Here is a 25,716-nt window from a genome sequence, read left to right on the forward strand (position 1 = left end):
ATCAGTTACCTTCAGGTCGGTTAAGTACAAAGTTGTGCTCTCGTAGCGCTTCCGAATTGGCGTAGCGAGCAACATTTTCTATGTGTTGACGTTGTTGATGACTGAGTTGAAGATCCTTATTTACAGTCAGGTAAACAAAAGAAGTACGGCCTAAGCGAGTAGTTATAAACTCCATCCCGCTGTCAGTCAGTGCATGCAATTGTTCGTTCAGTATGTTGATGTCATCGAATTCACCTATGTACATCACGTTAATTTCTTCGTTGTTGCGCACCAACATCATTGATTCCATTGGATTCAAGTTTGGTTGGCAGAAGTTGGTACCAAAGTTCAGCTGTTTCGCATCATCGACAGACGGCAGATAACATTGTTGGCCGTTACTGGTTAGCGCGAACTGTTGACCTTCCTGTACATCCACTTTATGAATGCCAGACGCAATGCTTGATACGCTCAAACAAGCCGGGCCTTCACATTCAATGTCGTGTACATCGTTGCCGAAAATATCTTTGAATTTGCTAATAAAGCTAATTACACGGCTCACGTTTGAGTTCAGTTCAATTACCGAACCTGGGTGCGTGTAGCCCGTCACGGATTGTTGACCAGTGTTGTGTAAAGCAACGCTCTCGACATCAAGCTCGATGGTTGCGGCTTGGTAGTCGTCTAGTGTGATTACTGCTCGGTCATCGTAGATGTATTGTTTTTTCATTACTTGGTTATCGGTTCTTACCACCACCAACCCTTTGGTTTTGCGTTCATCGTCATCAAAGCGGATGTTATTTTGGGTATCGACTACTACATAAGCATCACTTTGTGCGGTAGTGAAACTCACGCTTTCACCACCAATAATTTGGGTGCTACGCAACGTAGCGTTAATCGCTTTTTCTCCGTTGTTTGCGGCGTAGACAAAGCCATCTGCTTGGTAATGCTCGTCGCGTTTTGCTGCGTATGCTGTTACGTTTGTCACTGCTGCGTTCGGAGAGTTGACGTAGTAACTGTTGCTTGCTGTTAGTCGTAAATCTGTATCTTGGTCTTCAACTAAATCTCGCGTCTCTAAGCTATTGGTATACTGGCTAAAACCATTCTCTGTAACGCTAAATCCCGTATTACCCGTTAACTTAGACGATAAGGGAACAGACCAATTTAAAGAGATAGATAGTTCGCCGTCGTCCCAGTTTGATGTCAGTTGCTCATTGTTGAACGTGACGTTCAAATCGAGTGTCGAATCGACGATAAACGGGGCGCTCAGACCTGAAGAAACAGACCAATTACTCAGTTCACGGTTGTATAAGCTGCTTTGTTCGATGTAATTAACCGAGCTATAACCTCGTACCATGTCGCCAATGTTGTAGCTGGTAGAAACGCCTAGTTGTTCTCTGTCACTGGCACCGTATAGATACTCTGCAAACGAGTTTCGCTCTGGGTTGTTTAGGCGCTCATAAGTAAAGCCCAAGCTGCCAAGGTTCCAATATCCAGACAAATACCAAGCCTCACTATCGATGTTCGAAAAGAAAAGTTCATAACGACTGTCGAAGGGAAGGTAGCCTTTAAATCCCAGCTGTCCCATCGCATGTTCGTTGGTCAACGTGCTGCCAATTGCGACCGTCTGTGTTTCCGACCATTTATAAGCCAACCCACCTTGAAGGAATGCCACGCCTTCGAATTCGTTAGTTGAAGACACCCCTGATGGTTGGTCTTCGTCACTCTGATAAGTGTCGTTGTCTTGAAATTGGCCCGCTGCGAGCGAGTAGTCAAATTCGCCTGTGTTCAGAGTGTCTGTATTCGCGTTGTAAATTCGTACCGATTCAGAAGAAACTACTTGCGTACCCACAGAGATCTCAACGGTTACGTCATAAACTCCGTTGGGTAGCTCTGAATAACTGATGCTTCCTTGACCTTCTTGTACCGACTGCTGCACGATGATTTGGTCATCGCGGAAGATCTTGAGTACGCCTTGTGCCTGCGCGTAGAAGTACAATGATTGCTCTTCATTTTTAGCGGTACGGCTTAGGTTCTTACTCGAAGACAAATTCACGTTTACGTCATGATATTGAGTACTGTTGAGCAAGAAAGAGGTGCTGTTTAGCGCCAAGCGATCTTGGTGGTAGCCTGCCGTTAAGCGCAGGTTTTGGTACTCAAGGTTGTAGTAGCCGTAATTGAGTTCAGAGGCGTCTTCTTGGTTGCTAAGATAGGTATCGACGTGAACTGAACCATAAGGTAGTCCCAGAATAAACTGGTCACTTAAGTTCACGTTCAGGTCGTTCGCAAAATCACTTGAGGTGTACAAGCTTGCGTTGTTGATCAAACCTGGATTTGCATTGTAAGTTGACGCGTAATGCTTCTTGAGTGCTTTCGGTTTGCTCTCCTCAAGCAGCTCTTTGTTCACATAGAGGTACAACTTGTTTGAATGGTAGTCATAAAAGGTGTCGTAGCTTTTGGGTGTGAGGCTACATAAATTAAGGTCACCTTGACAGTCTATGGTATTCGACTGGCCAACAGTAAAGCCAGCAACTATCTGTTTTGCCACACGTTCACTTAACCCTGATGACATAAGCCTACTTGCGACTGCTGATGCGTCTTCTGGGTTGCTGAATTTCACCGAATCATAGGTTACTGACATAGGAATCGTCAGGTAACTGCCATCAATGTTCTTGAATTCAACATCACGTTCTTGTCGCTGATAGAAATCTTCAAATCCAGCTGGAATATTGAGACCTGATTCTGCAAAAGTGAAGTGTGACAAAGTCACCGAACCTAAAATCATTGGTGTAATGAACATGCTATTTTTCACAATGAAAGCTCCGCTAAAACAGATAACTGGCCTTGGCACAGATTTGTGCCTGTCGGTAAAGCCCCAAAGGATAAGATGACGTCGTATTCGCCACTCTTTAGCTCGTCTGATGTTGTGTTGAAATCCATCAGCACTGGGTTTGATGAAGTTAGAGGCTGGTTGGCGACAGTAACGCCGACAAAGTCACTAGGTGTTGCTAACGCCTGTTTATCGATATCAAAACACTGCGCAGTGTTGCCAGTCATGAATAACTGAAATCGAGTTGATTGGTCGGAACTAGGGATATCCGTTTCGACCAGTAACTGGGTCTGCGCATCACGAAAAGTGCCGGTTTTTGCATCGACCGTTAGCGTTAATGAAGATGGGGAAAACGTGACCTCTGTGATCTGATAAGAAAAGAAATGTTTCTTATCGATATCACTTGTTAACTGAAACGTATGAGTTTCTGCATTGGCATAAAAGCTCATAGCTCCTGCATTCAAAAGAACGACAAGTAGGCGAGTTAAGCAATTCACAGTTTTCCCCAAATCTCTTAAAGTGAAGCTACGTAGCTAGCCGCCATTTGAACGATAACTTGTGCTTCGCCTTCCACCGCCACGTCCGTCACGGGATTTGTATTCTTAACGTTAAGTTGAACGTAGCCGCCAGTAGCTGATCCTACAGAACCTTGGTCAAGTTTTTGCTGGTCGTTGTAAACTTCAACGTTTGCATCTTGAGTTACTTGGCTACCCATCAGAACTTGAGAGGTTACATAAGTCCATGTTGCTTCTGGTTGGCGATCGCCCACGGTTTGATCTTCTGGCGTGAAGTCACGCGCTTCTAGAACCACGTTAGAAGAAGTGAATGTGCCATCGGTATTTACATATAAGCTACCTGGTTGAATATCGCCACCAGACTCACCCGTGATGATTAAATTTGAGCTTGGCACTGAACCACCAATTACACCGCTCCAAATAGCATCTGCAAGTGCTTCATCGGCTGCATATACCGAACCAGAAGTCATTGCGAATGCTGTTGCGCTCATCACGAAAAATTTATTAAGTTTCATATTTCTTACCTATTATTGATTAATGTATGTATAAAAATAAAAGTTGAACAAAGATTGAAATCATATGCATAATTCGACGTGGTTGATTTAACGCTAATGGCGTATGAATTGGAAATAAAAGCCCATTAACAGTGCTTTATGCACATAGTTAATAACATTTAATTTGTTAGGTTTATGACTAGCAAGTGGCTGAAAAGTAGTGTTTTATGTTTTTTTAGGCTACTTTTAATAGGTAGAGGCAATACAGGTAAAAGAATGTTTAAAAAACTTTCTATAGATACAATAAGAAGAACCATCACTTTGATAAACAGCGATTCGGGGCAAGAAAATCAACCCTTGGAACTGAATCGAAGTGAATATAATTTACTGTTGGCTTTTTGTGAGTCACACGGTGAAGTGATCGATAAACAGGTTCTGATAGAGAAAGGTTGGCCAGGTAGAGTTGTTGGGGACAACTCTTTGGCTGTGGCGATCATGAAGTTAAGGAAAAAATTAGACAGTCTAGAGCTTGGGTTTGAAGTGAATAATTTACCCGGAGAAGGGTATGTATTCATCAATGCAATGAACATCGAGATTGTACATGATGAATCTGGCGCTAATAATGATAATGTCGTTGAGGCTAACGAATCAGGCTATGGGAAAGAATTAAACCAAGCACCCATTTTACAAGCTGATGAAGACTATACAGATACGTCTATTAATTCTATTCAAGAAGAGTCGTCTGCAACATCTAACGTATTTCGTCGTTGGAGTAAGAAACCTGTGGTATGGGAGATCACCATCGCATTGTTTATTGGATTAATCATGTTTTACTTCATCTATCGTGAGGCTTTCGAGTGCTTTGAGTGTTTTGGTGGAGGTGTCGGTGGTTAGTCTTAAGTCCCTTAGTCGTCGGGTTGGGTTGTTCATTGTCATACTGTTTTTAATGCCGTGGTTTTTTTCTTTAGGCACTTACTTTTCTGGCTATGCCCATTTTGAAAACGATGAACACGATATTATCTTGAGCGCTAAATCGGGCCTCTATAAAACTATTCATAGTTACGAAGGGCAGGTATATAGAGTTCATCGAGGAATCTACGCATCTTTGGGTGACTCATTATATTTCTTCTCATTGGGTGGCGATTATGAAGAAAATCTAGATCCCGAATTTGTCGCTAAGGTCGTGGCGAGAGATCTGGAAAATTACTTCAGAGGTTTGACTCATATTAGAGTTAAGCAACAAGGCGAACATATGATTGGATTAATGCAGAGAGATGATGTCGAAGAGAAATTCGACCTTGTCATCGTTCAAGGAAGGTTCAAGGTATGGGATTAACTACAACGAAAAAGAAACTTTTGATCTGTGTGCTTTTATTGGCTCCTTTAAGTCTCCCTTGGATTAACGCTTTGTTCAGTGATTTTGTATTAACAAGTCAATTTTCTGATCGCGAAATCAAAATGGTAGGATCTCATGGCCGCTTTAAACTTCAGACTGAGTACGAAGATAGAACACAATCAGTGGTGACAGGTTACTACGGCTCGTTATTTGATACTTTATATATGTTAAGTGTTAGACAAAACAAAGTGGTTGAAGGAAACCCTAATAACCTAAATGTATTCTTAAAATCTCATCAAGTGCTGGTGGTATTTAAGATAAAGCACAGTGAAGGTCGAAATTATACACTCAAAAGAGTTGAAGAGGATCCAAGGTTAGGCATGCGTGAAAATAAAATGGAAGCGACAGGTTATTTTGGCCCGCTATCCTCGATTTAATAGTGTTAGGACATTTTCAGATATCACTACTGGGGGCTTTCGCACAGTTGAATTTGTTCAACAGTACAACCTAGCATTTTAATCAAGAAAAACTACTGTATAAGTCCCCCTTTCGTTCACACTTAATCCACCCTAAAAAGATAGGGTGACTAGTTTCAGTGTATTGAGCGAGATTTTTGGCGTTTTTGAGGGTTCAAAAACGGTGAAACCCCGATGTTGGTAGCATCGGGGTTTCGAATTTTTAGATTTTCGGATGGTAAGGCCGATAGTCTTTATGCAAAAGGTTGGATTTAATCCAAACTAATTCCTTGGTAGGAAATTAGATGCGGATGAAGTCCATGTGCTCAACTTTTGGCTTGAACGCGTGACGTTGAACATCTTGTGGCTTAACCTTAACTTCTGCGCCATCAATTACTAGAGTAATTGCTTCGTAGAATTCAGGTTTGTCCATTTGGTTGATCACTAGAGCGTGATCCAGTGCGATAGCAACAGGTGCTGCTTCACCACCGTAAACAACTGCTGGGAATTGACCAGCGTGACGTAGGCGGCGGCTCGCACCTTTACCTAGTTCAGTACGTAATACTGCTTCGAATTTCATAGTTTTTACACTCAAATTAGTAAAAATAAACTTCATATCGGCAATGCGACCTTGCTGATATGGTATAGCTTTGGCTGTTGATCAATGATTACAACCAAAACGAGCGCGGATACTAGCATTCTATCGCTGTTCGAGCAATAAAAAATGCGGTTCAATAAGCAGTTTTAGTGTGATCTGGCTTACGGTGAAATATTAGACTTTGCGTAAGGTTAACAGTGCTTGTAAACCTCCCATCGGACTGCGCGATAAAGTCAGCGAGCCACGGTAACTGTGTGCCATTTCACTGACGATATTTAAGCCAAGCCCAGTGCCAGCTGTCGTCTCATCGAGCCTAATACCTCTTTGCACTGCTTTGGATAAATCTTGTTCCGCTATACCTGGTCCATCGTCTTCTATATAAATATCAACCCAACCTTTTTGGGCCACTTTTGAATGGACACGTACTAACGAACGTGCCCATTTATAGCTGTTTTCGAGTAGGTTACCGAGCATTTCATCGAGGTCTGTGGGGTCAACCGCCACATCAAGCTCAGAATCGAGCTCGTTGACAAGCACAATGTCTCGTTTTGCATAGACCTTATCAAACGCCATAGAAATTGCATCAACACGTTCACAAGGGTTCGCTTTGACTGCCAGAATATTGGTCGACCCTGCCATGCGAGCTCGTCCTAAGTGGTAGTCGATCTGTTTTTGTAATTGCTCAACGGGTGTACGCAGTTTTTCTTGTTGAGAGGGCTCTAGGTGATCAATTTCATTTCTGAGGACTGAAATCGGTGTTTTTAATGCATGCGATAAATTGCCGGCATGCTGTCGTGCGCGTTGTAACAGTTCTTGATAGTGGAAGAGTAGGGCATTTAAGTCACTAACTAGTGGGAAGACTTCCTTTGGATATTCGTCACTGAGTGCTGATTTTTCACCTTTGCGCAATACGGCGAGTTCACGCTGCATTTTGTTTAATGGACGAAGAGACCAGCTTACCTGAGCACCAATTAACAGTAACACTCCACTAAATAGCAAACCTAAAATCATCCAAAGTTGGCTAATGACACTATTGAGCGTTTCTTGCAAGGGTGCTTCATCCAATCCAATTGTGATGCTAATCGGGCCAGAAAAATCGGGTAAGTAAACGGTGCGTTCAATCGTGGTAAGTTTTTCGTCTTTTGCGCCCTTAACGATATTTTGTAACCCATGCTTTTCTAGAATTAAACGTTTGTCCCACAGCGAACGAGAGCGGAGCGATTGACCGTCTACTGATGCCATCCAGTACAAACCACTGTATGGCTGATTAAAGCGAGGGTCGGAGAGGCGAGTCGAAAGGATGAGGTTGCCTTTGGCGTCGGCTTCTAAGTTGGCGGTGATTTCATCCATCGCCAAGCTAAGTTGACCGCGTACGTCATCTATCAAATAGTCTTTGACCAGAGTCGGAATACCAATGCCAGCAGCTAAGATCATCGCACTAAGCCAAAAGGTTGCAGCCAATAATAAGCGACTCTTTAAGCTGAGTCGTTTGAATGTCACGTTTTTATTTGGCATTCAGCTGGTACCCCAGGCCTCTTACCGTTTTGATGATGTTGTTATTAATTTTCTTGCGAATACGCCCAATGAACACCTCAATCGTATTTGAGTCACGATCAAAATCTTGTTTGTAGATATGTTCAACCAGTTCGGTGCGTGAGATGACCTTATCTTGGTTGTGCATGAAATAGGCAACCACTTTGTATTCTAAGGCGGTCAGGCTAACTGCTTGTCCTTGCCACATGACTTTGGAACTGCGGGTATCGAGGCTTAAATCTCCAATCTGCATGATAGGTGAAGCGTTACCGGATGCTCGGCGCAGTTGTGCGCGTATGCGAGCGGTCAATTCAACCATCTCAAACGGTTTGGTGAGATAGTCATCGGCACCGGCATTTAAACCCTCAACTCGTTGGGTTAAGGTGTCGCGCGCGCTGAGAATCACAATTGGCGTATTGATGTTTTCATCTCGAATGCCTTTCAAGACCGTCAAGCCATCGATTTTGGGTAAACCCAGGTCGAGGACTATGACGTCCCACTCTTCAGAGGTAGCACGATAAAGAGCATCAATACCATCTTGCGATAATTCAGGCACCCAGCCTGTTTGTTCAAGGGATTCTATGATCTGTTCACCAAGGCGCGCGTCGTCTTCAACCACCAGTATTTTCATTTTTATTCTCTATTTTTTGATAATGCCACGTATATTTCGACCACGAATTTCCATCAATTCAAGTGTAGTGGCATTATATTCTACGCGAATAACATTATTTTCGTGTACCAACTTCAACTCATATATCCATTCGTCATCATCTTCATCTAATTCGACTTTAATAACGCGACCATTCAGTTCTTTATCAATAGTGGCGTACAGTTCAGAAAAGGGGCGAATAAGGCCATTTTGAACCGCAGCATAGACTTCATCTTGATCTTCATCGATTTCGACTTTTGTACCAGCTTTGTATGTGTCTTGAACTAAATGGTTAACATCATTATCGCTTGCAAACACAGGCGATGATAACGATGAGAATAGCAATAAGCTTGTTATGGCTTTCATCGGTTTAATTTGCATGTTGTGAGCCCTTCAAACAAGGAGATCTAAATATAAATAACGCAATATGAATAGAATCTGAATCAGCGATTTTGTAATTCATCTTCAAAGATCTTGTCACGCATTTTCCAAAAACGTCCTACTTTCCTAGCAATCACAAATTGCGGGGGACGAAATCGGTGCTGATGTGCCACTACCTTTGATGGCGATGCCGCTTCAAATGGCCGATGACGATCTGCAAGGTGTGGTCGCACAAATTGGTTGAGAAAGGCCTGTTTTTGCTTTTTGGTTGTTAGCGACCAAAATTCATGGACTTGCGCTTGGTTGTCCCCTCGGTATGTGACTTTCAATTGTGATTGACCTACGTCGCTTTTGTGTACGTTAAGATCCATTTCCAAACATTCGAAAACGAGTGCGTCCTTTAGGTTGAGTGCTTCTTTCAGTTTTTTATCAGGGTCAACTAATGTGGCGTCACATTCGTGACAGATTCGCGCGGCAATATCATTGTCTGCACCGCACTCACCGCAATATTTGGCTCTAAAACGATAACCACAATGTTCGCGCTCGCCGGTTTCTTCATCAGTCAAGTAACCTTGGCAGCGTCGGCCATAATGCTCAATCAAAAAACCAGCAGCGTCCAGTTTACCCCAGAAGTTATTATTGAAACCGCAAGCAGGGCAGGGAATAGTGATAATTTCACTGTTGGGGTCAGGTTTTGGCTCGCCAACTTCAGGCTGATAAAGGTCATAGTTATTACCTGCATAATCTAATATCAGGCATTCCGTTTTTCCGGGAGAAAGACGTAAACCTCGCCCAACAATTTGTTGATAAAGGCTGATGGATTCGGTGGGGCGTAAAATGGCAATCAAGTCAACGTGTGGTGCATCAAACCCTGTGGTGAGAACGGAAACATTGACCAAGAATTTAATTTTCCGTTGTTTGAATTGTTGGATAATGGCGTCCCGCTCTGGTGTCGGGGTGTCTCCGATGACGATGGCGGTTTGTTCTTTTGGCAGCAGTTGAACGATTTCTTGAGCGTGGCGAACAGTAGCAGCAAAAACCATGACACCTTGTTTTTGCTGTGCGAGATGAATGATTTGTTCAACGATCTGTGGCGTGGCACGTTTTGATTGTTCGATCACCATATCTAATTCCGCTTCTTTATAGCGGCCAGTATTGGTTGGTTTTAGTTGTGAAAAGTCATAGCTCAATACTGGCGCGTCAATCATGCGCGCTGGTGTAAGAAATTCCTCATCCAATAGATAACGTATCGGCAGTTCAAAAATACAGTCACGAAAGAAGCGGGGTTCCTCGCTGCGAACTTGGCCGCGGGTATGGTATTGATAAATCCAGCCCATTCCCAAACGATACGGAGTAGCGGTTAACCCTAATACTTTGATGCCAGGGTTGAGTTGCGTCAAATGTGAAATAACTTTTTGATAACTGCTACTTTTCTCGTCTGGTACGCGATGGCATTCATCAATCACCAGCAATGAAAACTGATTTTTGAAAGCGTCTAAATTTCGCACTACTGATTGAACGGATGCAAACACTACTTGCTGTTCGGTTTCTTTACGACCGAGTCCTGCTGAGAAAATACCACCTTGCAAGCCATAGCCTTCATATTTGGCATGGTTTTGCTCAACCAACTCTTTTACGTGTGCCAGCACTAATACGCGCCCTTTGGCAAGTCTGGCTAGTTCTGCAATGACTAAGCTTTTACCAGCGCCGGTGGGTAATACAATGACCGCGGGGGTTGAATGCTTCCTAAAATAATGGATGACGGCTTTTACTGAGTCGGATTGATAAGGGCGAAGCGTATACATAAAACGTTTGTTCTCTGAGTGAGCCACAATAAAACAGTGAAATAGATCAACTATTTCATTTTCGCCGAGTATAATACCCGACTTGATTTAGATGAGGTAATCATGCGTTTAGATAAATTTTTGTGTGATGCATTGGGTGCAACACGTAAAGAAGCTACCCAAATCATTAAAAGTGGCGATGTTACAGTGAATGGTTTGACCGCGAAAAGTGGTTCATACAAAGTCACTGAAAGTTGTGAAGTGGAATGGCAAGGGCGAGAAATTAAGCCGCAAGGTCCACGCTATATCATGCTTTATAAGCCTGAAGGTTACGTTTGCTCGCATGAAGATGGCTTCAACCATACCGCTTTTGTGCTGCTGGATGAAATCAAAATGCAAGATTTACATTTTGCAGGACGCTTAGATGTGGATACCACCGGATTAGTTTTAATTACTGATGACGGGCAGTGGTCACATCGTATTACCTCGCCGAAACATAAATGCGACAAGACATACCGTGTGTGGCTTGCGGACCCTATTCAACCGACCTATATTGAACAATTTTTAACTGGCATTGAGCTGCGCAATGAACGTGAATTGACCTTGCCTGCACAGCTTGAAATTGTTGACGACAATCAATGTTTGCTAACTATTCATGAAGGTAAATACCACCAAGTGAAGCGCATGTTTGCGGCATTGGGTAATAAAGTCGTGGCATTGCACCGCGAGCGTATTGGTCACATTGAGCTTGATGAAACGCTTGAGCCTGGTGAGTACCGATATCTCACCGAAGCCGAAGTCGCGTCTATTTGGAAATAGTGGTTTGCGACACCGAGTTTTGTGCCGGTAACGCGATTAAAGCTAGGGAAATAATAACGCATACGAAATAGTTTGTTTCCTAATCAGAACTGGTTTTTTTCTGCCGATTCACCGACTATGGGTTACTTCGCGTTTAAACGTCCACTTTTAGCTTTCAGCCATGTAAAAGATTTAGAGATCACAGCAAACTTCGTTACTTGCTGTGTATTTTCTATCAACGAATTTCAATTTTTGGAGAACCATGACTTCATCTCAACCTTCCCAAGCTAACCATACCGCCCATATCAGTTTTGTCCTTTTTCTGGTTTTAGGGGCGATTGGTGCGTTGACACCGTTAGCAATTGATATGTACCTACCCGCCATGCCAGCGATAGCAAAAGACTTGGGTGTGAGCGCGGGATCGGTACAAATTACCTTGACAGCCTATACTGCAGGTTTTGCGATTGGCCAGCTTTTGCATGGTCCATTAGCCGATAGTTTTGGTCGTCGTCCAGTCATACTCATTGGTGTTACATTTTTTGGCGTTGCGGCAGCGGTGAGCGCAACAACTGATGGTATTGATGCGTTGACTTATGTGCGTGCCGCTCAAGGCTTTGCTGGTGCGGCTGCGGCAGTGGTGATTCAGGCTGTCGTTCGCGATATGTTTGATAGAGAAGATTTCGCGCGCGCGATGTCTTTTGTCACTTTAGTAATGACTGTGGCACCCTTAGTGGCACCGATGGTTGGTGGACACCTTGCTATTTGGTTCGGTTGGCGTTCGATCTTTTGGGTTTTGGCGATTTTTGCCGCCGTTGTGATTGTGTTGGTTTTTTGGAAAATCCCCGAAACACTGCGTGTTGAAGACCGTCAGCCCCTGCGTTTTAAAAGTACTATCCGTAACTATGTACAACTGTGTCGTAACCGAGTCGCGATGGGGCTGATATTCTCTGGTGCTTTTTCTTTTGCTGGAATGTTTGCTTTTTTGACCGCAGGTTCATTTGTTTATATTGATATTTACGGCGTTAGTCCAGAGCAGTTTGGCTACTTATTCGGCCTTAATATTGTGGCAATGATTTTGATGACCACCTTAAATGGACGCATTGTGAAAAAAGTCGGTTCACATGCGATGCTTCGCTTTGGTTTGTTTATTCAATTATGCGCAGGTGTTGGCTTGTTTGCAGGCTGGGCTTTGGATCTAGGCTTATGGGGCATTGTGCCATTTGTGGTGCTGTTTATTGGTACACTCTCCACTATTGGTAGTAACTCGATGGGGCTGTTACTTAGCGGCTACCCAAAAATGGCAGGTACAGCTTCTTCATTGGCGGGGACGTTGCGTTTTGGTACAGGTTCGGTCGTAGGTGCGGTGGTTGCTATGATGCCAAGTGATGCTGCATGGCCAATGATTTTAGTCATGGCAGCGTGTGCGTTATTATCATCTTTATTTTATTGGACATTAGGAAAAAAGGCGTAATGTCAGAGTATTACATTGAAATTCAACGTGTGGTTAACACGGCTCTTGAAGAGTTGCAGGCAGAACACCAAGCAGGTAAGTTAGCCGATGCCCCTTTAGCTAATAACCACTTTTTGGTTCACTGGGTGAGTAAGGCGCTTAAAGCGCAGCGTTTTGAACGTTGTGTTGTGGATGACTTAAATCGTTGGCAAAAAGCTGGGCGTTCAAAGGGCAACCAATCGGAACTGTTGTTTACGTTTAAGCGAATTTCTGCGTTCTATGCGCATTTCTTCAATGGTGATTTTGATAATAAAATTACCGATAAACGAATCGAAGCTTTCCTAGATTTTATGGAAGCGGAAGGTTGGGATGTCAATAACTGTGACCCATTAGTGAATGTTGGAAAAGTGCAGATTTTTACTGACGGCCAAAATTCATTTGCGTTGTGCGGTGACCAATGTGATAACTGCTTTGACGGTGAGTTGATGGTTAAACCAATGAATTGGTTTGTACGTGGGCATCATGCTGACTTTGTTGAAAAGGCTTTTCAAGCCGGTTTTATGCTTTATAAGCGCACTGATTATAAATCGAATGTAAAATATCATGGTGAATATTTGGTGTATCCTAACAATCAAGGGCCTCAAGTCGCCGAGATCCCTTTAGGATTTAAAGCTTAAATTTACGATTTAAAAGAGCTAGTTTACCTAGATCTTTTTTGTATTTGCGGGCGTTTTTATTTCCCTTGTGCTTTGTGAACGATAGCTTTAACCATGCCATTAAAAATAAAAAGATGTGCTGGCATCATGGCAAACCAATAAAGTAATCCTAAAAAGCCTTGTGGATGCCACCATGCGGTGACGTTCAATTCTCGTGTTTCACCTAAATCTTTTATAGTGAATTCCAATCGGCCCAGTCCTGGTCCTTTCATACCAAATAAAAGTGATAGAAACTGTTTAGGTTGGCAGCGGATCACCTTCCAAGAGTCAATAAAATCACCGACTTGCAGTTCAGGCCCCGTAGGGGAGCGACGTACGGGTTTGCCTCCACCAAAAAATAGATCTAACCATTCTCTTGTTCGCCATAAAATATTGGCAAAAAAATACCCTTCGCTATGGCTGCCTATGGTGCGGATTACCGCCCAAAGTTGCTCAGTTGTTGCCGTTGTTTCAATCGTTGCGCCAGCACTTTTGGGGTAATAACCAAAACCGGGTTGCCAACGTTTAAGTGCACTAGGGTCAAAGCCCCATACTTGAGTGCGGGCAAAAGTACCTTCATTATCGATGATTTTTGTGACAACGTCACGATATGCGTGCATCTTTTGTGGATAGCGGGCTTCAATATCTTGTGAATTTGCAATGTAATCATGTTCTAGCCCTGCGAGCAAAGCGCGCCCTATACTGGCTGGAACCGACGTCACGAGCGCTAACCAGTACGATGCCATGTTAGGAGTGAGTAATGGTGTGGACCAAAGCCGAAAGGGACGATGAGTAGCTTGGCAAATGATACGAAACTGCTCACGATAGGAAAGCGTGTCAGGCCCACCGACTTCAAATAACTGGTGTGTTGTGGGGTGATCTAACGCTAATTTGAGCAGGTAATGATTTAGGTTCTCTAAAGCGATTGGGTTCGCCTTGGAGTCGACCCATTTGGGGGCGATTAATATCGGCAAGTTGTAGACGAAATCGCGCATGATCTCAAAAGCGGCCGAGCCTGGGCCTAAAATGACACCTGCTCTTAGTTCTGTGATGGGGATTTCACTGGTTCTTAATAGCTCGCCGGTCATTTTTCGTGCTTGCAAATGTTCTGAGTTCCCCGTTTGCGGTTGAATGGCACTTAAATAAATCACATGTTTGACCTGGCTTGATTGTAAAGCTTGTTTGAAATTTTCCGCGAGTGACAATTCATAATCAACGAAATCATGTCCTTGAGCCATGCCGTGCACTAAGAAATAGATCAGATCAAATTGAGGAACGAGGGAAAGTGTGGCCTGTTTGTCGGCTAAATCCAAATATTGTAAGGTCAAGTTCGGATGTGGGGCACAACGTGAGCGTAAATAATCAATATGTCTGGCGGCAGCGGTGACTTGATAATTTTGTTCAAGCAGTAATGGTAGCAATTGAGAGCCTACATAACCTGACGCACCGAGCACTAATATTTTTTTCATGATTATCCCTTCAAATATGATGGTTAGATTATGCACACACAAGTATAATAACGGCTTAGTTTTTTCCTTGCTATCAATGTGTTGTCTTAGAGGTGATCTGTTGTCCGTTTTCTCGCAAATAATGTTACATACACGAGGTGATTTTTTCCGTCGTTTAATGGCTATCGCGATGCCAATCACCTTGCAAAGCATTATGTTTTCGAGTCGAGGCTTGGTGGATGTCTTAATGTTAGGGCAACTGGGTGAGGCTGAAATTGCCGCTGTTGGGGTCGCAGCTCGTGCTACCTTTGTAACGACCATCATGTTGGTTGGTGTCACAACTGGCGGGGCACTGTTAACGGCGCAATATTGGGGGGCTGGCAATCAAAAAGGAGTCAGAGAAAGTACGGCATTGACTTGGTTGGTTGCGAATTTGTTTGCAGCGCTTACTGTTGTGTTATTTCTCCTGTTTCCGAGCCAGATAATGGCGTTAACGACCGATTCAGAAATGGTAAACACGCTAGGTAGTCAATATCTCATTATTACTTCGTTTAGTATGTTTGCGGTTGCATGTGTTAGCAGTATGGCTGTTGGTCTGCGCTCAATGCATAAGCCAGGGCTTAGTACCTTCTTTAGTGGCATCGGTATTATTGCGAATATCTTTTTAAACTGGGTGTTGATATTCGGTAAGTTTGGTATTCCAGCCATGGGGATTCAGGGGGCCGCCATTGCGACACTATTAAGTGGCTTACTTGAAGTCGGCTGTTTATACGGCTACCTTTACAGCAAAAAGCACCTGTTGGCGTTTGGTATTGAAGATATACGCGCCATCATTGATTGGCACAAAATTTCTCGTTTCCTCAAACTTTCTTTGCCGACCACGTTTAACTTCTTTGCATGGGCGGGAGGCTTATTTGTTTACCATGCGATTATGGGACAAAGTGGTGTTCAAGGTTTAGCAGCCTTATCAGTGATGACGCCTGTCGAATCTATTTCTCTCAGTTTGTTGATTGGAATGTCCAGTGCTGCTGCGGTATTAGTTGGTAACCAACTGGGTGCTAAAAACAACGAAGCCGTTTATTTTCAAGCATTAGGGTTGACGATTATCAGCTTGCTGGTTGGGATTGTTGTCGCTGCTTTACTCTTTGTGGTGCAAATCCCTATTCTCAACTCGTTTACCGCGTTAACGGAAGAGACGAGAGCATTGTCTGAGAAATTTATCATGATCCTGAGTGTTGGCATTGTATTACGTTCAATCCCGATGACGGTGATTGTTGGTGTACTCCGTGCTGGTGGTGATGTTAAGTTTTGTTTGTACCAAGATTTAGTGGCGCAATGGGTGATAGGCATTCCATTAGCGGCATTTGCTGCGATTGTTCTTGGGGCATCACCAGAAATGATTTATATGCTGTTTTTAACCGAAGAAGCAGTTAAGTGGGGTGGCTCACTTTACAGAATGAAAAGCAAGAAGTGGATGCGGAATTTGATTGAAAATTAGACATAACACCGTTGGTGTTTGCAATTTTATGCATATCTTGTGATCCAGTATCCAAAATACTTCCTACTCCTTAAGAATTAGTGTAGATTCACATTCCGATTTAGACTGTTTTTGAGTGATTTAATGCTACAACTGACCAATCTTTGCAAAGGCTATGTAGATGGGGATGAATTTCACCCTGTATTGCAGGGAGCAGAATTAACGTTAAATCAAGGCGATCAATTGGCACTAATGGGTGAAAGCGGCTCTGGAAAGAGTACCTTGCTCAACTTGATTGCAGGCTTAGATACCGTCGATTCCGGTGAAATTTGGTTCCCTGGATTTTCGATGCATAAAACTTCTGAACATAAGCGCACCGCTTATCGTCGCAATAATATCGGTCATATTTTCCAACAATTCAATTTATTGCCAACATTGAATGTGGCTGACAACATTCGCTTTTGTCGTCAGCTCAAAGGGTTAAAAGAAGACCAAGGTTTGTTGCGTCAAATTCTGTCATCGCTAGACCTGATGCCATTATTAGGTCGTTATCCTGAAGAAGTGTCTGGTGGCCAACAGCAGCGAGCGGCGATAGCTCGTGCTTTGTATATGGAACCCAAAATATTATTGGCAGATGAACCCACTGGTAGTTTAGATGAGCGCAATGCTGAAGCGGTAATGCGCCTACTAAATTCGTTAACCCGACAGTTAGAGTGCACGCTGTTTTTAGTCACACATAGTGAAAAAGTGGCACAGCATATGGATGGCTGTATTCGCCTGCAAGGAGGACAACTGCATGTTATGGCCCGTAGTTAAGGCACTACTTGGTCATTATCGGCGTTATCCTCTACAAATCATCCTAGTTTGGCTTGGTTTGACACTTGGCGTTTCTTTACTTGTTGGTGTAACCGCTATAAATCAACACGCCCGTCAAAGTTATCAGAATGGTGAAAAGCTTTTCGCCAATCCTTTACCTTATCGTATCCGTCCTAAACATATTGCTAACAAAATCCCGCAAGGCTTTTATATTCAACTGCGACGTGATGGATTTCAGCAATGTGCGCCCTTTGAAAATTACCGCCTCAGTACGGCCAGTGGTTCAGATATTACTTTGATTGGTCTGGACCCTGTAGCAATGTTGCCAATTGATGGCGATCAAACATTGTCCGAAATTGCTACATTGTCTTTAATGCAACCACCATATCCGGTTTTAGTTAGTTCAGATTTAGCGCGGCTACAAGGTTGGCAAAACGGAGATTTTATTCTACTGGATGACGGTTCAAAGCTAGGGCCAATTAGTATCGATCAACAATCCATGCTGAATGGTACGCGAGTCATTGCAGATTTATCTTTAGTGCGGATGCTTAAAAAAAGTACAGGACTATCAGTCATTGCTTGTGGTGATATGCCACCGGAAAAATTACAACGTTTAAAAAATGATTTACCAAATGGTTTAACGTTAGTACGCAGTTCCCGTAGTGAACTTGAGTCGCTTACGCATGCATTTCATCTGAATCTTAGTGCGATGGGGATGTTAGCTTTCCTTGTCGGCTTATTCATTTTTTATCAAGCGATGTCCCTGTCATTCATTCAGAGACAGCCTTTGGTTGGTTTGCTACGCCAAGCGGGCGTGTCTGGCTGGCAGTTAACTCAAGCATTACTGATTGAGTTATTTGGCATGGTGTTGTTTAGCTGGGTGTGTGGTAATGGGCTAGGTCTGTTATTAGCTAACCAGCTTATCCCTGCGGTTTCGGCCAGTTTAGGTGCGCTGTACGATGCAAACGTTGGGTTATCTATTGTTTGGAACTGGCAATGGAGTAGTTACAGTTTATACATGACCATCATCGGTGCTTTGGCGGCCTGTATTTGGCCGTTAACACGTCTGTTGAAATCACAACCAATTCGCCTTTCAGCTCGTTTATCCCTGGTTCGATTTGCTGGTGCCGAATTTAGAATACAGGCTTTGATCGGTTGCGCATTTTGTGTGGCTGCAATCGCTGTATATCAAGTGCCACAAACTCAGCTGTCTGGTTTTGCAATCATCGCATTGATGTTATTAAGTACGGCTTTGTTTACCCCTTATTTGATATGGGCTTTATTCAATAGCCTTTCTTATACGTTGGGATGGGTGAAAGCGCGTTGGTTCTTTGCAGATGCGGCGGCGAGCATGAGTTACCGTGGTGTTGCAACCATGGCATTTATGATCGCAATGGCGGCGAATATTGGCATTGAAACCATGGTGGGTAGTTTTCGTGACACGACCGATAAATGGTTGAGTCAGCGTTTAGCAGCCGATATCTATGTGTATCCCACGAACAGTTCTGCATCTAGAATGAGCAGTTGGTTAACCGTACAACCTGAAGTCAATGCCGTATGGTGGCGATGGGAAAGAGACTTTTCTACTGATAAAGGTACGCTTCAAGCGATCAGCACGGGGGCATCAGAGGGGGAGTTTGATTCACTGACGGTAAAATTAGGCGTCCCTAATTATTGGCATCATCTACATCATTCGAAAAGCATCATGATTAGCGAGTCAATGGCGCTTAAGTTGGGTATTAAACCTGGTGATTATATTGATTTATCTGCTCCATTAGGTCGGCATTGGCAGGTTGTGGGTATTTATTACGATTACGGTAACCCATATCACCAAGTGTTACTGTCTCATCAAAACTGGTTATTCGCTTTTGCGGGTACCGGTAATGTGTCGTTGGGCATCGTCGTAAAAGAAGGCACTAACGCCAACGCTTTGAAGCAGCGCTTAGAGTCTGTTTTCAGGTTGGGGGATGACCGAACTTTTGACAACAACAATATTCATGACCAAGCGATGCGCGTGTTTGACCGAACTTTTGCTATTGCAGATACTTTAGGCCGAATTACCTTATTGATTGCTGTGTGTGGAATTTTCTTTGCAACCCTCGCTGGGGAAGTATCGAGGCAGCGCCATGTATCATTGTTACGCTGTCTTGGTGTTTCGGGGAAAGAGTTGATCGTTATTGGTAGCTTACAGCTGTGCATTTTTGGTGCGATATCATTGATTATCGCCATGCCGTTAGGTGTCGCGTTGGCAAATTTAGTGGTTGATATCGTGATTAAACAGTCGCTAGGTTGGACAATGCAACTTCAATTAATACCTCATGAATATATGACAACAGCGGCTTGGGCAATGATCACGCTAATGTTTGCAGGCGCTTTACCTGTCATTCGTCTGGTAAGAAAAGCGCCAATCAGTTCGCTAAGGGATGCGCTATAAATGATGACTCGAGCTAAGTTAAGTATCCTTCTGATCGGTGTTTTAATTATTGTTGGCGTTTTTGCTGCTTTTTCTTGGTATGAGCATAGACAGACTCAGCACGATGTTAATGATGAGCTTAATGCCTCAAACCTTGAGACCGACAAAATCATTTTTGAACCGGTTTTACCCAATAATTCCGTGGTGCTTCCACGTGATTTTAAATTTCACCCAGAATTTCAGCATGAATGGTGGCACTATTTTGCCAATGTCGCTGATGAAAGGGGTCAACAATACAGTATTCAATGGAGTTATTTCCGCATTGCCAGTGATGATCGCACAACCCAAGGTTGGTTAAATCCTCAGATTTATGTTTCCCATGTAGTGATATCTAATGCAGATAAGGTGTGGCGTGAACAACGTATTTCCCGCGGTGGTATTGGTCAAGCTGGTTTTGAAATCAAGCCATTTAAGCTATGGATAGATAATTGGTCTTGGCGTTCATTAGGTGTTAGCCCTTTGCCTGGTATATTAGACATCACAACGGATACGTTTTCGTTATCATTGCAAAGTACGGCCACGGGGAGTTTTATTTTACCCGGTGAAGGTGGTTACCAAGCTAAACACAATTTACTGCCGATTGCGTCCTATAATTTACAAGCTCCATTTATGATGGTGAAGGGGAAACTCACGTTAGAAGGGCTACCACAAACGTTGAAGGTTTCAGGGTCTGCCTGGCTGAGTAAAGAGTGGGGCAATAACTTACTACCTTCACCAAATCGTAATTGGGATCGGTTTGTTTTCAATGTTGACGGTCAAAACACTTTGGTTATCAATCGCTATCGCCCTTATCAGCAGATGCCCTATGTTATTGGCACATTGATCCAATCATCAGGGGAAATCATAACGTTAAGTGAAGATGACATCGTTGTTTCCCCGGTTGCGACGTCGACATCAAGTGATACTAATAGTGTTCCGCTACAGTGGATAGTGAAGATCCCGAGATACGACATACATTTGGTTATAGAAGCAGTGAATAGCGATATGGGGTCTACTTTTTTTATTCCTTATTGGGAAGGTCCAGTGCGAATTAACGGAAATCCTGGAGTCGCAGGTTTTATGCAACTTACTGGTTATTAAATGTTAACTTATCGATTAGGTATGTTATTTTAGGTCAAGCAACGCTTGGCCTTTTTACTTTTCAGCTACCCTTAACAGTGATTCAGTAAGGTCAGAGTTTCTTGCTCTACTCGGGGTTCATGATTGAAAATTACTGGTTTCAATTTATCTACGGAATATACGTTGTTTAGAGTCATTATTATCGGAAATTCCGATGTTTATCATCTATACAAGCGATTTTTACTGATGGCTGCTATTGTATAGACTCTGTCGAATTCTTTGTTAATCAATTAGTAGGACGCGTTGGTGATTTATCTCGAACAGAATTTAAACTCGGAACGTCAACACGCCCTGACACATATAACTATAAGGACGATATCATGAGTGATGTGATTCGCGACTTTTTCAAAATGGAATCTGCTGGCGGTATCTTGCTAGTGATTGCAGCAGCTATTGCAATGATGGTGGCAAACTCTCCGCTAAATGATGTGTATCAATCCGTTTTACATTCTTATGTATTAGGAATGTCGGTTTCCCATTGGATTAATGATGGCCTAATGGCGGTATTCTTCTTGCTGATTGGTTTAGAAGTGAAACGCGAATTACTTGAAGGTGCGCTAAAGTCAAAAGAAACGGCTATTTTCCCAGCTATTGCTGCTGTCGGAGGTATGCTTGCTCCGGCACTTATTTATGTATTGTTTAATGCTAATGATCCTCAAGCTATTCAAGGTTGGGCGATTCCTGCGGCGACTGATATTGCCTTTGCATTAGGTATTATGGCGTTGTTAGGTAAGCGTGTACCAGTGAGTTTAAAAGTCTTTTTGTTAGCATTAGCGATTATCGATGACCTTGGCGTTGTTGTGATCATTGCACTTTTTTATAGTGGTGACTTATCGACAATTGCATTAACGATTGGTTTCTTAATGACAGGCCTGTTGTTTATGCTCAACAACAAGCATGTTACAAAAATCAGCATTTATTTAATTGTGGGCTTTATTCTATGGTTCGCAGTCTTAAAGTCCGGCGTTCATGCCACTTTGGCGGGTGTCGTACTTGGTTTTGCTATTCCTTTGAAAGGTAATAAAGGTGAGCATTCTCCACTTAAACATTTAGAGCATGCGCTCCATCCATATGTTGCTTTTGTTATTTTGCCTATTTTTGCGTTTGCCAACGCAGGTATATCTTTACAAGGCGTTTCATTGTCTAGTTTGACCTCAATGTTACCGTTAGGCGTTGCTTTGGGTCTATTAGTGGGCAAACCATTAGGTATCTTCACATTCAGCTGGGCTGCGGTGAAGTTGGGTGTGGCTAAGTTGCCGGAAGGTATTAATTTCAAACATATTTTTGCTGTATCAGTGCTATGTGGTATCGGCTTTACTATGTCTATTTTTATCTCATCACTTGCTTTTGGCACGGCGAATATAGAGTTTGATACTTTTGCTCGACTTGGAATTTTAATGGGGTCAACAACAGCAGCTATTATTGGCTATATTCTGCTTCATTTATCATTACCGAAAAAAGCGTAGTTTTACTTAAATAGCCCTCAATTGAGGGCTATTTACTTTATAAAAACTAATTTGTTGATTCATGGAGCCTTGCAGCAAATACATTCATTCACTCTGCCATTAGCACTTAAAAATTTATTGCCAGCGTATTTATTTTTTGATATTTTTCGCCCCAATCTCGGACAGTAGATTCTGGGGGATACGCGTAATGACCATTCAAGCTGATTGTGACATTACGTAGGGTAGGTATCAGCAAGTCCTTTTGTTGATAGACGGGATACTCTTGCAGCGGGAGCTGCATGTGAATGGGAAACCCAACATTGAACTCACTAAATACGCTTACATTAATCAGCTTTGTACTTCCTCTATGCCCTGTGCTCGAAGACAGTTGCATCACAGAACCTTGATTATCTGATTTAGTAATCTTTCATCAACCTCGATGAACCTAATACCGTATCCGCTATTTGGCGAATCCGGATTTATTGCTATGTCTTATTTCTTTATCAACCAATCCTATTAAAGAAAAAGACGAAATTTACCCATTTCAAGGGGAAGGAAAATGAGTACAGCCTTTGAAGTCGATAACACTATCGCAACCATTTTTTCAGCTCAAGTACCTGTTGTAGAAGGGACTTACGATCTTACTCCAGACCAAATATTGCTTGATCAAATCGAGCATGAATCTGAAGTTCGTTCATACCCACGTCGTTTACCAATCGCCATCAAACAAGCCTATGGCGCACTGGTTGAAGACACTCGCGGTCAAATTTTCTTAGATTGTTTGGCTGGCGCAGGAACGTTAGCGCTTGGCTACAACCACCCAGAGATTAACCAAGCACTGAAAGAGCAGTTAGATTCAGGTCTGCCTTATCAAACTTTGGATATGACAACCCAAGCGAAAGATAAATTTATTAAGCAAGTCAAAGCGTTCTTGCCTGAAGATTTCGCGCAAAATTCAGCGATTCAATTCTGTGGTCCTTCTGGTGCCGATGCTGTGGAAGCAGCAATCAAATTGGCAAAACAGACCACAGGTCGCAATACCATGTTTGCTTTCCGCGGTGCATACCATGGCATGACTAACGGTACGATGGGCATGATGGGTAACCTCAATACCAAAGCTCGTCGCACGGGTTTAATGTCAGATGTGCATTTTATGCCTTTCCCATACAACCTACGCTGTCCATTTGGCTTAGGTGGTGATGAAGGGGCAAAAGCAAGCATTCGTTATATCGAACGTCTATTAAATGATGATGAAGCGGGCATTATGAAGCCGGCTGCTATCATTGTTGAGCCAGTTCAAGGTGAGGGCGGTGTGATCCCTGCTCCTGCATTCTGGCTACGTGAGTTGCGTCGTATTTGTGATGATCACGGCATCTTATTGATTTTTGATGAAATTCAATGTGGTGTAGGTAAATCAGGTCACCGTTTTGCTTTTGAAGAATCAGGCATTTCTCCCGATATTCTTTGCCTATCGAAAGCGATTGGTGGTGGTCTTCCAATGTCTATTCTGGTCTTCAAGAAAGAGATCGATACATGGAAACCAGGTGAGCATACGGGTACTTTCCGTGGTAACCAATTGGCCATGGTATCGGGTGCTAAAGCATTAGAAATCATTCTCCGTGACGACTTAGTTGGTCATGCTAATGCTGCTGGTCAATATTTGCGTCAAGGACTTGAAGCAATCCAAAGCCGTGTTAACTGTATTGCTGAAGTACGTGGCAAAGGTCTAATGCTTGGCTTAGAAATTAACAAGCCGAACGGTGAGCGCAATAAATTTGGCGAGCCAATGTCAGATGGGCAATTAACGCTGGCGATCCAACGCGCTGCTCTTGAGCGTGGTTTGATGGTTGAAAAGGGAGGTCGTGATGGCTCAGTTATCCGTTTCTTACCGCCGTTGATTATCTCTTTTGAGCAAATTGATTTTGCGCTTCGTACATTGGAAGCCGCTATTCTTGCCGCTGGTGGTGGTTCTAAAGATCCAGAGCCAGAAAACCAAGGTTGGAAAAAGCACTTTATCCAAACCGGAGAGATGGGCAGTGATGAATTTGCTGCGGTTATGAACCACACCACCTCTGCGATGAAGGCCGTGTTCGAGCAGGCTAAAGCACCTTATTCAGGTTTGGATCCAAAACAGCTTGAAGATGCGATTTATGCCGTTGATTTAGACAACAAAAATGCGCCTTTAAAAGACGTAATTTCGGAAATGGCGGAGCTGGTTGCCAAGAACTCTATCATTGTTCAACATCCAGATTGTATCGCTCACTTACATACTCCACCACTGATGCCATCTATTGTTGCTGAAGCAATGATTGGGGCGTTGAACCAGTCAATGGATTCATGGGATCAATCTTCTTCTGCAACTTACGTTGAGCAGAAAGTTATTGATTGGATGTGTGAGAAATATGAACTTGGCGCAAATGCGGATGGCATTGTCACGAGTGGCGGCACGCAAAGTAACCAAATGGGGCTGATGCTCGCACGTGACTGGATTGCAGACAAATTAAGTGGTCACTCAATCCAGAAGCTAGGTTTGCCTGAATATGCAGATAAACTACGTATTGTATGTTCGAAAAAATCTCACTTTACAGTTCAAAAGTCAGCTTCTTGGATGGGGTTAGGTGAAAAGGCCATTTTAGCCGTTGATGCCAATCCAAATGGCACGATGGATGTCACGCAGTTAGAGGCGGCTATTACGCAAGCTAAAGCTGAAGGTCTGATCCCATTTGCAATCGTAGGTACTGCTGGTACCACCGACCATGGTGCAATTGATGATCTCTCAACTATCGCTGACGTTGCTGAGCAACATGACTTATGGATGCATGTCGACGGGGCCTATGGTGGTGCTTTAATTCTAAGCAGTCATAAAGCTCGTCTGCAAGGGGTTGAGCGTGCACATTCAGTGAGTGTTGATTTCCATAAATTATTCTTTCAAACCATCAGTTGTGGTGCGCTGTTGCTGAAAGATAAGAGCAACTTTAAATATTTACTCCACCATGCTGATTACCTCAACCGAGAGCATGATGAGTTACCAAACTTGGTTGATAAATCTATTGCTACAACCAAACGTTTTGATGCGTTGAAAGTATTCATGACAATGCAAAACGTTGGGCCAAAAGCGTTGGGTGATATGTATGATCACCTGCTAGAACAAACGCTACAAGTCGCTGATTTAGTTCAACATCATGAGGCATTTGAATTGCTTGCTGAACCTGCACTGTCGACAGTGCTATTTCGTTCAGTGAACAAACAAGCTGCGGATTTTGATGAGTTAAATAAAGCGTTGCGTTTAGAAGCATTAACACGCGGTGTGGCGGTACTGGGTGAGACGATTGTGGATGGCAAAACTGCCTTGAAATTCACGATTTTGAACCCGTGCCTTCAATTGTCAGACTTCAAATCACTACTTCATAAAATCGAACAGTTAGCCACTGAGCTAGCAAAATAGAA

At 43.1% G+C, this 25,716-nt stretch carries 21 protein-coding genes; 12 read left to right on the plus strand and 9 right to left on the minus strand.

Features of this window, described 5'->3' with window-relative positions:
- Position 1: 1 nt before the first annotated feature.
- From HGG78_RS04295 to HGG78_RS04305, 3 genes are all read right to left on the minus strand, one after another.
- Positions 2–2,785, minus strand: a complete 2,784-nt coding sequence (locus HGG78_RS04295) for a TcfC E-set like domain-containing protein (protein WP_172532177.1) — start codon at positions 2,783–2,785, stop codon at positions 2–4.
- The gene (locus HGG78_RS04300) at positions 2,782–3,252 is read right to left on the minus strand and encodes a hypothetical protein (protein ID WP_216835443.1); all 471 of its coding nucleotides are present in this window, start codon (positions 3,250–3,252) and stop codon (positions 2,782–2,784) included. The genes HGG78_RS04295 and HGG78_RS04300 overlap by 4 nt, the downstream gene beginning before the upstream one ends.
- Before the next feature lie 65 nt (positions 3,253–3,317).
- Complete coding sequence (locus HGG78_RS04305) at positions 3,318–3,833, minus strand: hypothetical protein (protein WP_172532179.1); 516 nt, start codon at positions 3,831–3,833, stop codon at positions 3,318–3,320.
- A gap of 255 nt (positions 3,834–4,088) precedes the next feature.
- Between HGG78_RS04305 and HGG78_RS04310 the strand changes: the two genes are divergently transcribed.
- From HGG78_RS04310 to HGG78_RS04320, 3 genes are read left to right on the plus strand one after another with little or no spacing between them, the layout of a single operon-like run.
- Positions 4,089–4,706 carry a winged helix-turn-helix domain-containing protein gene (locus tag HGG78_RS04310; protein ID WP_172532180.1) on the plus strand — a complete coding sequence of 206 codons (618 nt, stop codon included), beginning with the start codon at positions 4,089–4,091 and terminating at the stop codon, positions 4,704–4,706.
- Positions 4,699–5,148, plus strand: coding sequence for a hypothetical protein (locus tag HGG78_RS04315; protein WP_172532181.1), 450 nt, complete (start codon positions 4,699–4,701; stop codon positions 5,146–5,148). The genes HGG78_RS04310 and HGG78_RS04315 overlap by 8 nt, the downstream gene beginning before the upstream one ends.
- Complete coding sequence (locus HGG78_RS04320; protein WP_172532182.1) at positions 5,139–5,585, plus strand: hypothetical protein; 447 nt, start codon at positions 5,139–5,141, stop codon at positions 5,583–5,585. The genes HGG78_RS04315 and HGG78_RS04320 overlap by 10 nt, the downstream gene beginning before the upstream one ends.
- 319 nt (positions 5,586–5,904) lie before the next feature.
- Here the strand turns inward: HGG78_RS04320 and rplY are convergent, their stop codons facing one another.
- The 5 genes from rplY to radD form a co-directional block, all read right to left on the minus strand.
- Entirely contained in the window at positions 5,905–6,183 is a 279-nt protein-coding gene (rplY, locus tag HGG78_RS04325) for a 50S ribosomal protein L25 (RefSeq protein WP_053309918.1), read from the minus strand.
- 192 nt (positions 6,184–6,375) lie between these two features.
- The gene (locus HGG78_RS04330; protein ID WP_172532183.1) at positions 6,376–7,716 is read right to left on the minus strand and encodes an ATP-binding protein; all 1,341 of its coding nucleotides are present in this window, start codon (positions 7,714–7,716) and stop codon (positions 6,376–6,378) included.
- Positions 7,706–8,365 carry a response regulator transcription factor gene (locus tag HGG78_RS04335; protein ID WP_053309916.1) on the minus strand — a complete coding sequence of 220 codons (660 nt, stop codon included), beginning with the start codon at positions 8,363–8,365 and terminating at the stop codon, positions 7,706–7,708. Before HGG78_RS04335 ends, HGG78_RS04330 begins: the two co-directional genes overlap by 11 nt.
- Positions 8,366–8,374: 9 nt before the next feature.
- Positions 8,375–8,764 (minus strand): PepSY domain-containing protein, encoded by a 390-nt coding sequence (locus HGG78_RS04340; RefSeq protein ID WP_172532184.1) that lies wholly within the window; start codon positions 8,762–8,764, stop codon positions 8,375–8,377.
- Between the two features lie 62 nt (positions 8,765–8,826).
- Entirely contained in the window at positions 8,827–10,569 is a 1,743-nt protein-coding gene (gene radD, locus HGG78_RS04345) for a DNA repair helicase RadD (RefSeq protein ID WP_172532185.1), read from the minus strand.
- 102 nt (positions 10,570–10,671) lie between these two features.
- Between radD and rsuA the strand changes: the two genes are divergently transcribed.
- The 3 genes from rsuA (at position 10,672) to HGG78_RS04360 (ending at position 13,473) form a co-directional block, all read left to right on the plus strand.
- Positions 10,672–11,367, plus strand: coding sequence for a 16S rRNA pseudouridine(516) synthase RsuA (gene rsuA, locus HGG78_RS04350; protein ID WP_172532186.1), 696 nt, complete (start codon positions 10,672–10,674; stop codon positions 11,365–11,367).
- Between the two features lie 241 nt (positions 11,368–11,608).
- Positions 11,609–12,817, plus strand: a complete 1,209-nt coding sequence (locus tag HGG78_RS04355) for a Bcr/CflA family multidrug efflux MFS transporter (RefSeq protein WP_172532187.1) — start codon at positions 11,609–11,611, stop codon at positions 12,815–12,817.
- A complete protein-coding gene (locus HGG78_RS04360; protein ID WP_053309912.1) occupies positions 12,817–13,473 on the plus strand; it encodes a DUF2913 family protein in 657 nt (218 codons plus the stop codon). The genes HGG78_RS04355 and HGG78_RS04360 overlap by 1 nt, the downstream gene beginning before the upstream one ends.
- 56 nt (positions 13,474–13,529) lie before the next feature.
- Here HGG78_RS04360 and HGG78_RS04365 read toward each other — a convergent pair whose 3' ends face one another.
- Positions 13,530–14,960 (minus strand): DUF2867 domain-containing protein, encoded by a 1,431-nt coding sequence (locus tag HGG78_RS04365; protein WP_172532188.1) that lies wholly within the window; start codon positions 14,958–14,960, stop codon positions 13,530–13,532.
- A gap of 100 nt (positions 14,961–15,060) precedes the next feature.
- Between HGG78_RS04365 and HGG78_RS04370 the strand changes: the two genes are divergently transcribed.
- From HGG78_RS04370 to HGG78_RS04395, 6 genes are all read left to right on the plus strand, one after another.
- Positions 15,061–16,437 carry an MATE family efflux transporter gene (locus tag HGG78_RS04370; protein WP_172532189.1) on the plus strand — a complete coding sequence of 459 codons (1,377 nt, stop codon included), beginning with the start codon at positions 15,061–15,063 and terminating at the stop codon, positions 16,435–16,437.
- 123 nt (positions 16,438–16,560) lie between these two features.
- Complete coding sequence (locus tag HGG78_RS04375) at positions 16,561–17,232, plus strand: ABC transporter ATP-binding protein (RefSeq protein ID WP_053309909.1); 672 nt, start codon at positions 16,561–16,563, stop codon at positions 17,230–17,232.
- Positions 17,213–19,666 (plus strand): ABC transporter permease, encoded by a 2,454-nt coding sequence (locus tag HGG78_RS04380; protein ID WP_172532190.1) that lies wholly within the window; start codon positions 17,213–17,215, stop codon positions 19,664–19,666. Before HGG78_RS04375 ends, HGG78_RS04380 begins: the two co-directional genes overlap by 20 nt.
- The gene (locus tag HGG78_RS04385) at positions 19,667–20,785 is read left to right on the plus strand and encodes a lipocalin-like domain-containing protein (protein ID WP_172532191.1); all 1,119 of its coding nucleotides are present in this window, start codon (positions 19,667–19,669) and stop codon (positions 20,783–20,785) included.
- Between the two features lie 359 nt (positions 20,786–21,144).
- Entirely contained in the window at positions 21,145–22,290 is a 1,146-nt protein-coding gene (gene nhaA, locus HGG78_RS04390) for a Na+/H+ antiporter NhaA (RefSeq protein ID WP_053309906.1), read from the plus strand.
- Positions 22,291–22,828: 538 nt separating this feature from the next.
- Entirely contained in the window at positions 22,829–25,714 is a 2,886-nt protein-coding gene (locus HGG78_RS04395; RefSeq protein ID WP_172532192.1) for a pyridoxal phosphate-dependent class III aminotransferase, read from the plus strand.
- The last annotated feature ends 2 nt before the right edge of the window (positions 25,715–25,716 follow it).

This window comes from Vibrio aestuarianus (genome assembly GCF_012395185.1).
Taxonomy (GTDB): domain Bacteria; phylum Pseudomonadota; class Gammaproteobacteria; order Enterobacterales; family Vibrionaceae; genus Vibrio; species Vibrio aestuarianus.

Excerpts from the sequence above, each read along its gene's own strand:
- HGG78_RS04300 (WP_216835443.1), bottom strand. The coding sequence starts at position 3,252 with ATGAGCTTTTATGCCAATGCAGAAACTCATACGTTTCAGTTAACAAGT.
- HGG78_RS04305 (WP_172532179.1), bottom strand. The coding sequence starts at position 3,833 with ATGAAACTTAATAAATTTTTCGTGATGAGCGCAACAGCATTCGCAATG.
- HGG78_RS04310 (WP_172532180.1), top strand. The coding sequence starts at position 4,089 with ATGTTTAAAAAACTTTCTATAGATACAATAAGAAGAACCATCACTTTG.
- HGG78_RS04320 (WP_172532182.1), top strand. The coding sequence starts at position 5,139 with ATGGGATTAACTACAACGAAAAAGAAACTTTTGATCTGTGTGCTTTTA.
- rplY (WP_053309918.1), bottom strand. The coding sequence starts at position 6,183 with ATGAAATTCGAAGCAGTATTACGTACTGAACTAGGTAAAGGTGCGAGC.
- HGG78_RS04330 (WP_172532183.1), bottom strand. The coding sequence starts at position 7,716 with ATGCCAAATAAAAACGTGACATTCAAACGACTCAGCTTAAAGAGTCGC.
- HGG78_RS04335 (WP_053309916.1), bottom strand. The coding sequence starts at position 8,365 with ATGAAAATACTGGTGGTTGAAGACGACGCGCGCCTTGGTGAACAGATC.
- HGG78_RS04340 (WP_172532184.1), bottom strand. The coding sequence starts at position 8,764 with ATGCAAATTAAACCGATGAAAGCCATAACAAGCTTATTGCTATTCTCA.
- radD (WP_172532185.1), bottom strand. The coding sequence starts at position 10,569 with ATGTATACGCTTCGCCCTTATCAATCCGACTCAGTAAAAGCCGTCATC.
- rsuA (WP_172532186.1), top strand. The coding sequence starts at position 10,672 with ATGCGTTTAGATAAATTTTTGTGTGATGCATTGGGTGCAACACGTAAA.
- HGG78_RS04355 (WP_172532187.1), top strand. The coding sequence starts at position 11,609 with ATGACTTCATCTCAACCTTCCCAAGCTAACCATACCGCCCATATCAGT.
- HGG78_RS04360 (WP_053309912.1), top strand. The coding sequence starts at position 12,817 with ATGTCAGAGTATTACATTGAAATTCAACGTGTGGTTAACACGGCTCTT.
- HGG78_RS04365 (WP_172532188.1), bottom strand. The coding sequence starts at position 14,960 with ATGAAAAAAATATTAGTGCTCGGTGCGTCAGGTTATGTAGGCTCTCAA.
- HGG78_RS04375 (WP_053309909.1), top strand. The coding sequence starts at position 16,561 with ATGCTACAACTGACCAATCTTTGCAAAGGCTATGTAGATGGGGATGAA.
- HGG78_RS04380 (WP_172532190.1), top strand. The coding sequence starts at position 17,213 with ATGTTATGGCCCGTAGTTAAGGCACTACTTGGTCATTATCGGCGTTAT.
- HGG78_RS04385 (WP_172532191.1), top strand. The coding sequence starts at position 19,667 with ATGATGACTCGAGCTAAGTTAAGTATCCTTCTGATCGGTGTTTTAATT.
- nhaA (WP_053309906.1), top strand. The coding sequence starts at position 21,145 with ATGAGTGATGTGATTCGCGACTTTTTCAAAATGGAATCTGCTGGCGGT.
- HGG78_RS04395 (WP_172532192.1), top strand. The coding sequence starts at position 22,829 with ATGAGTACAGCCTTTGAAGTCGATAACACTATCGCAACCATTTTTTCA.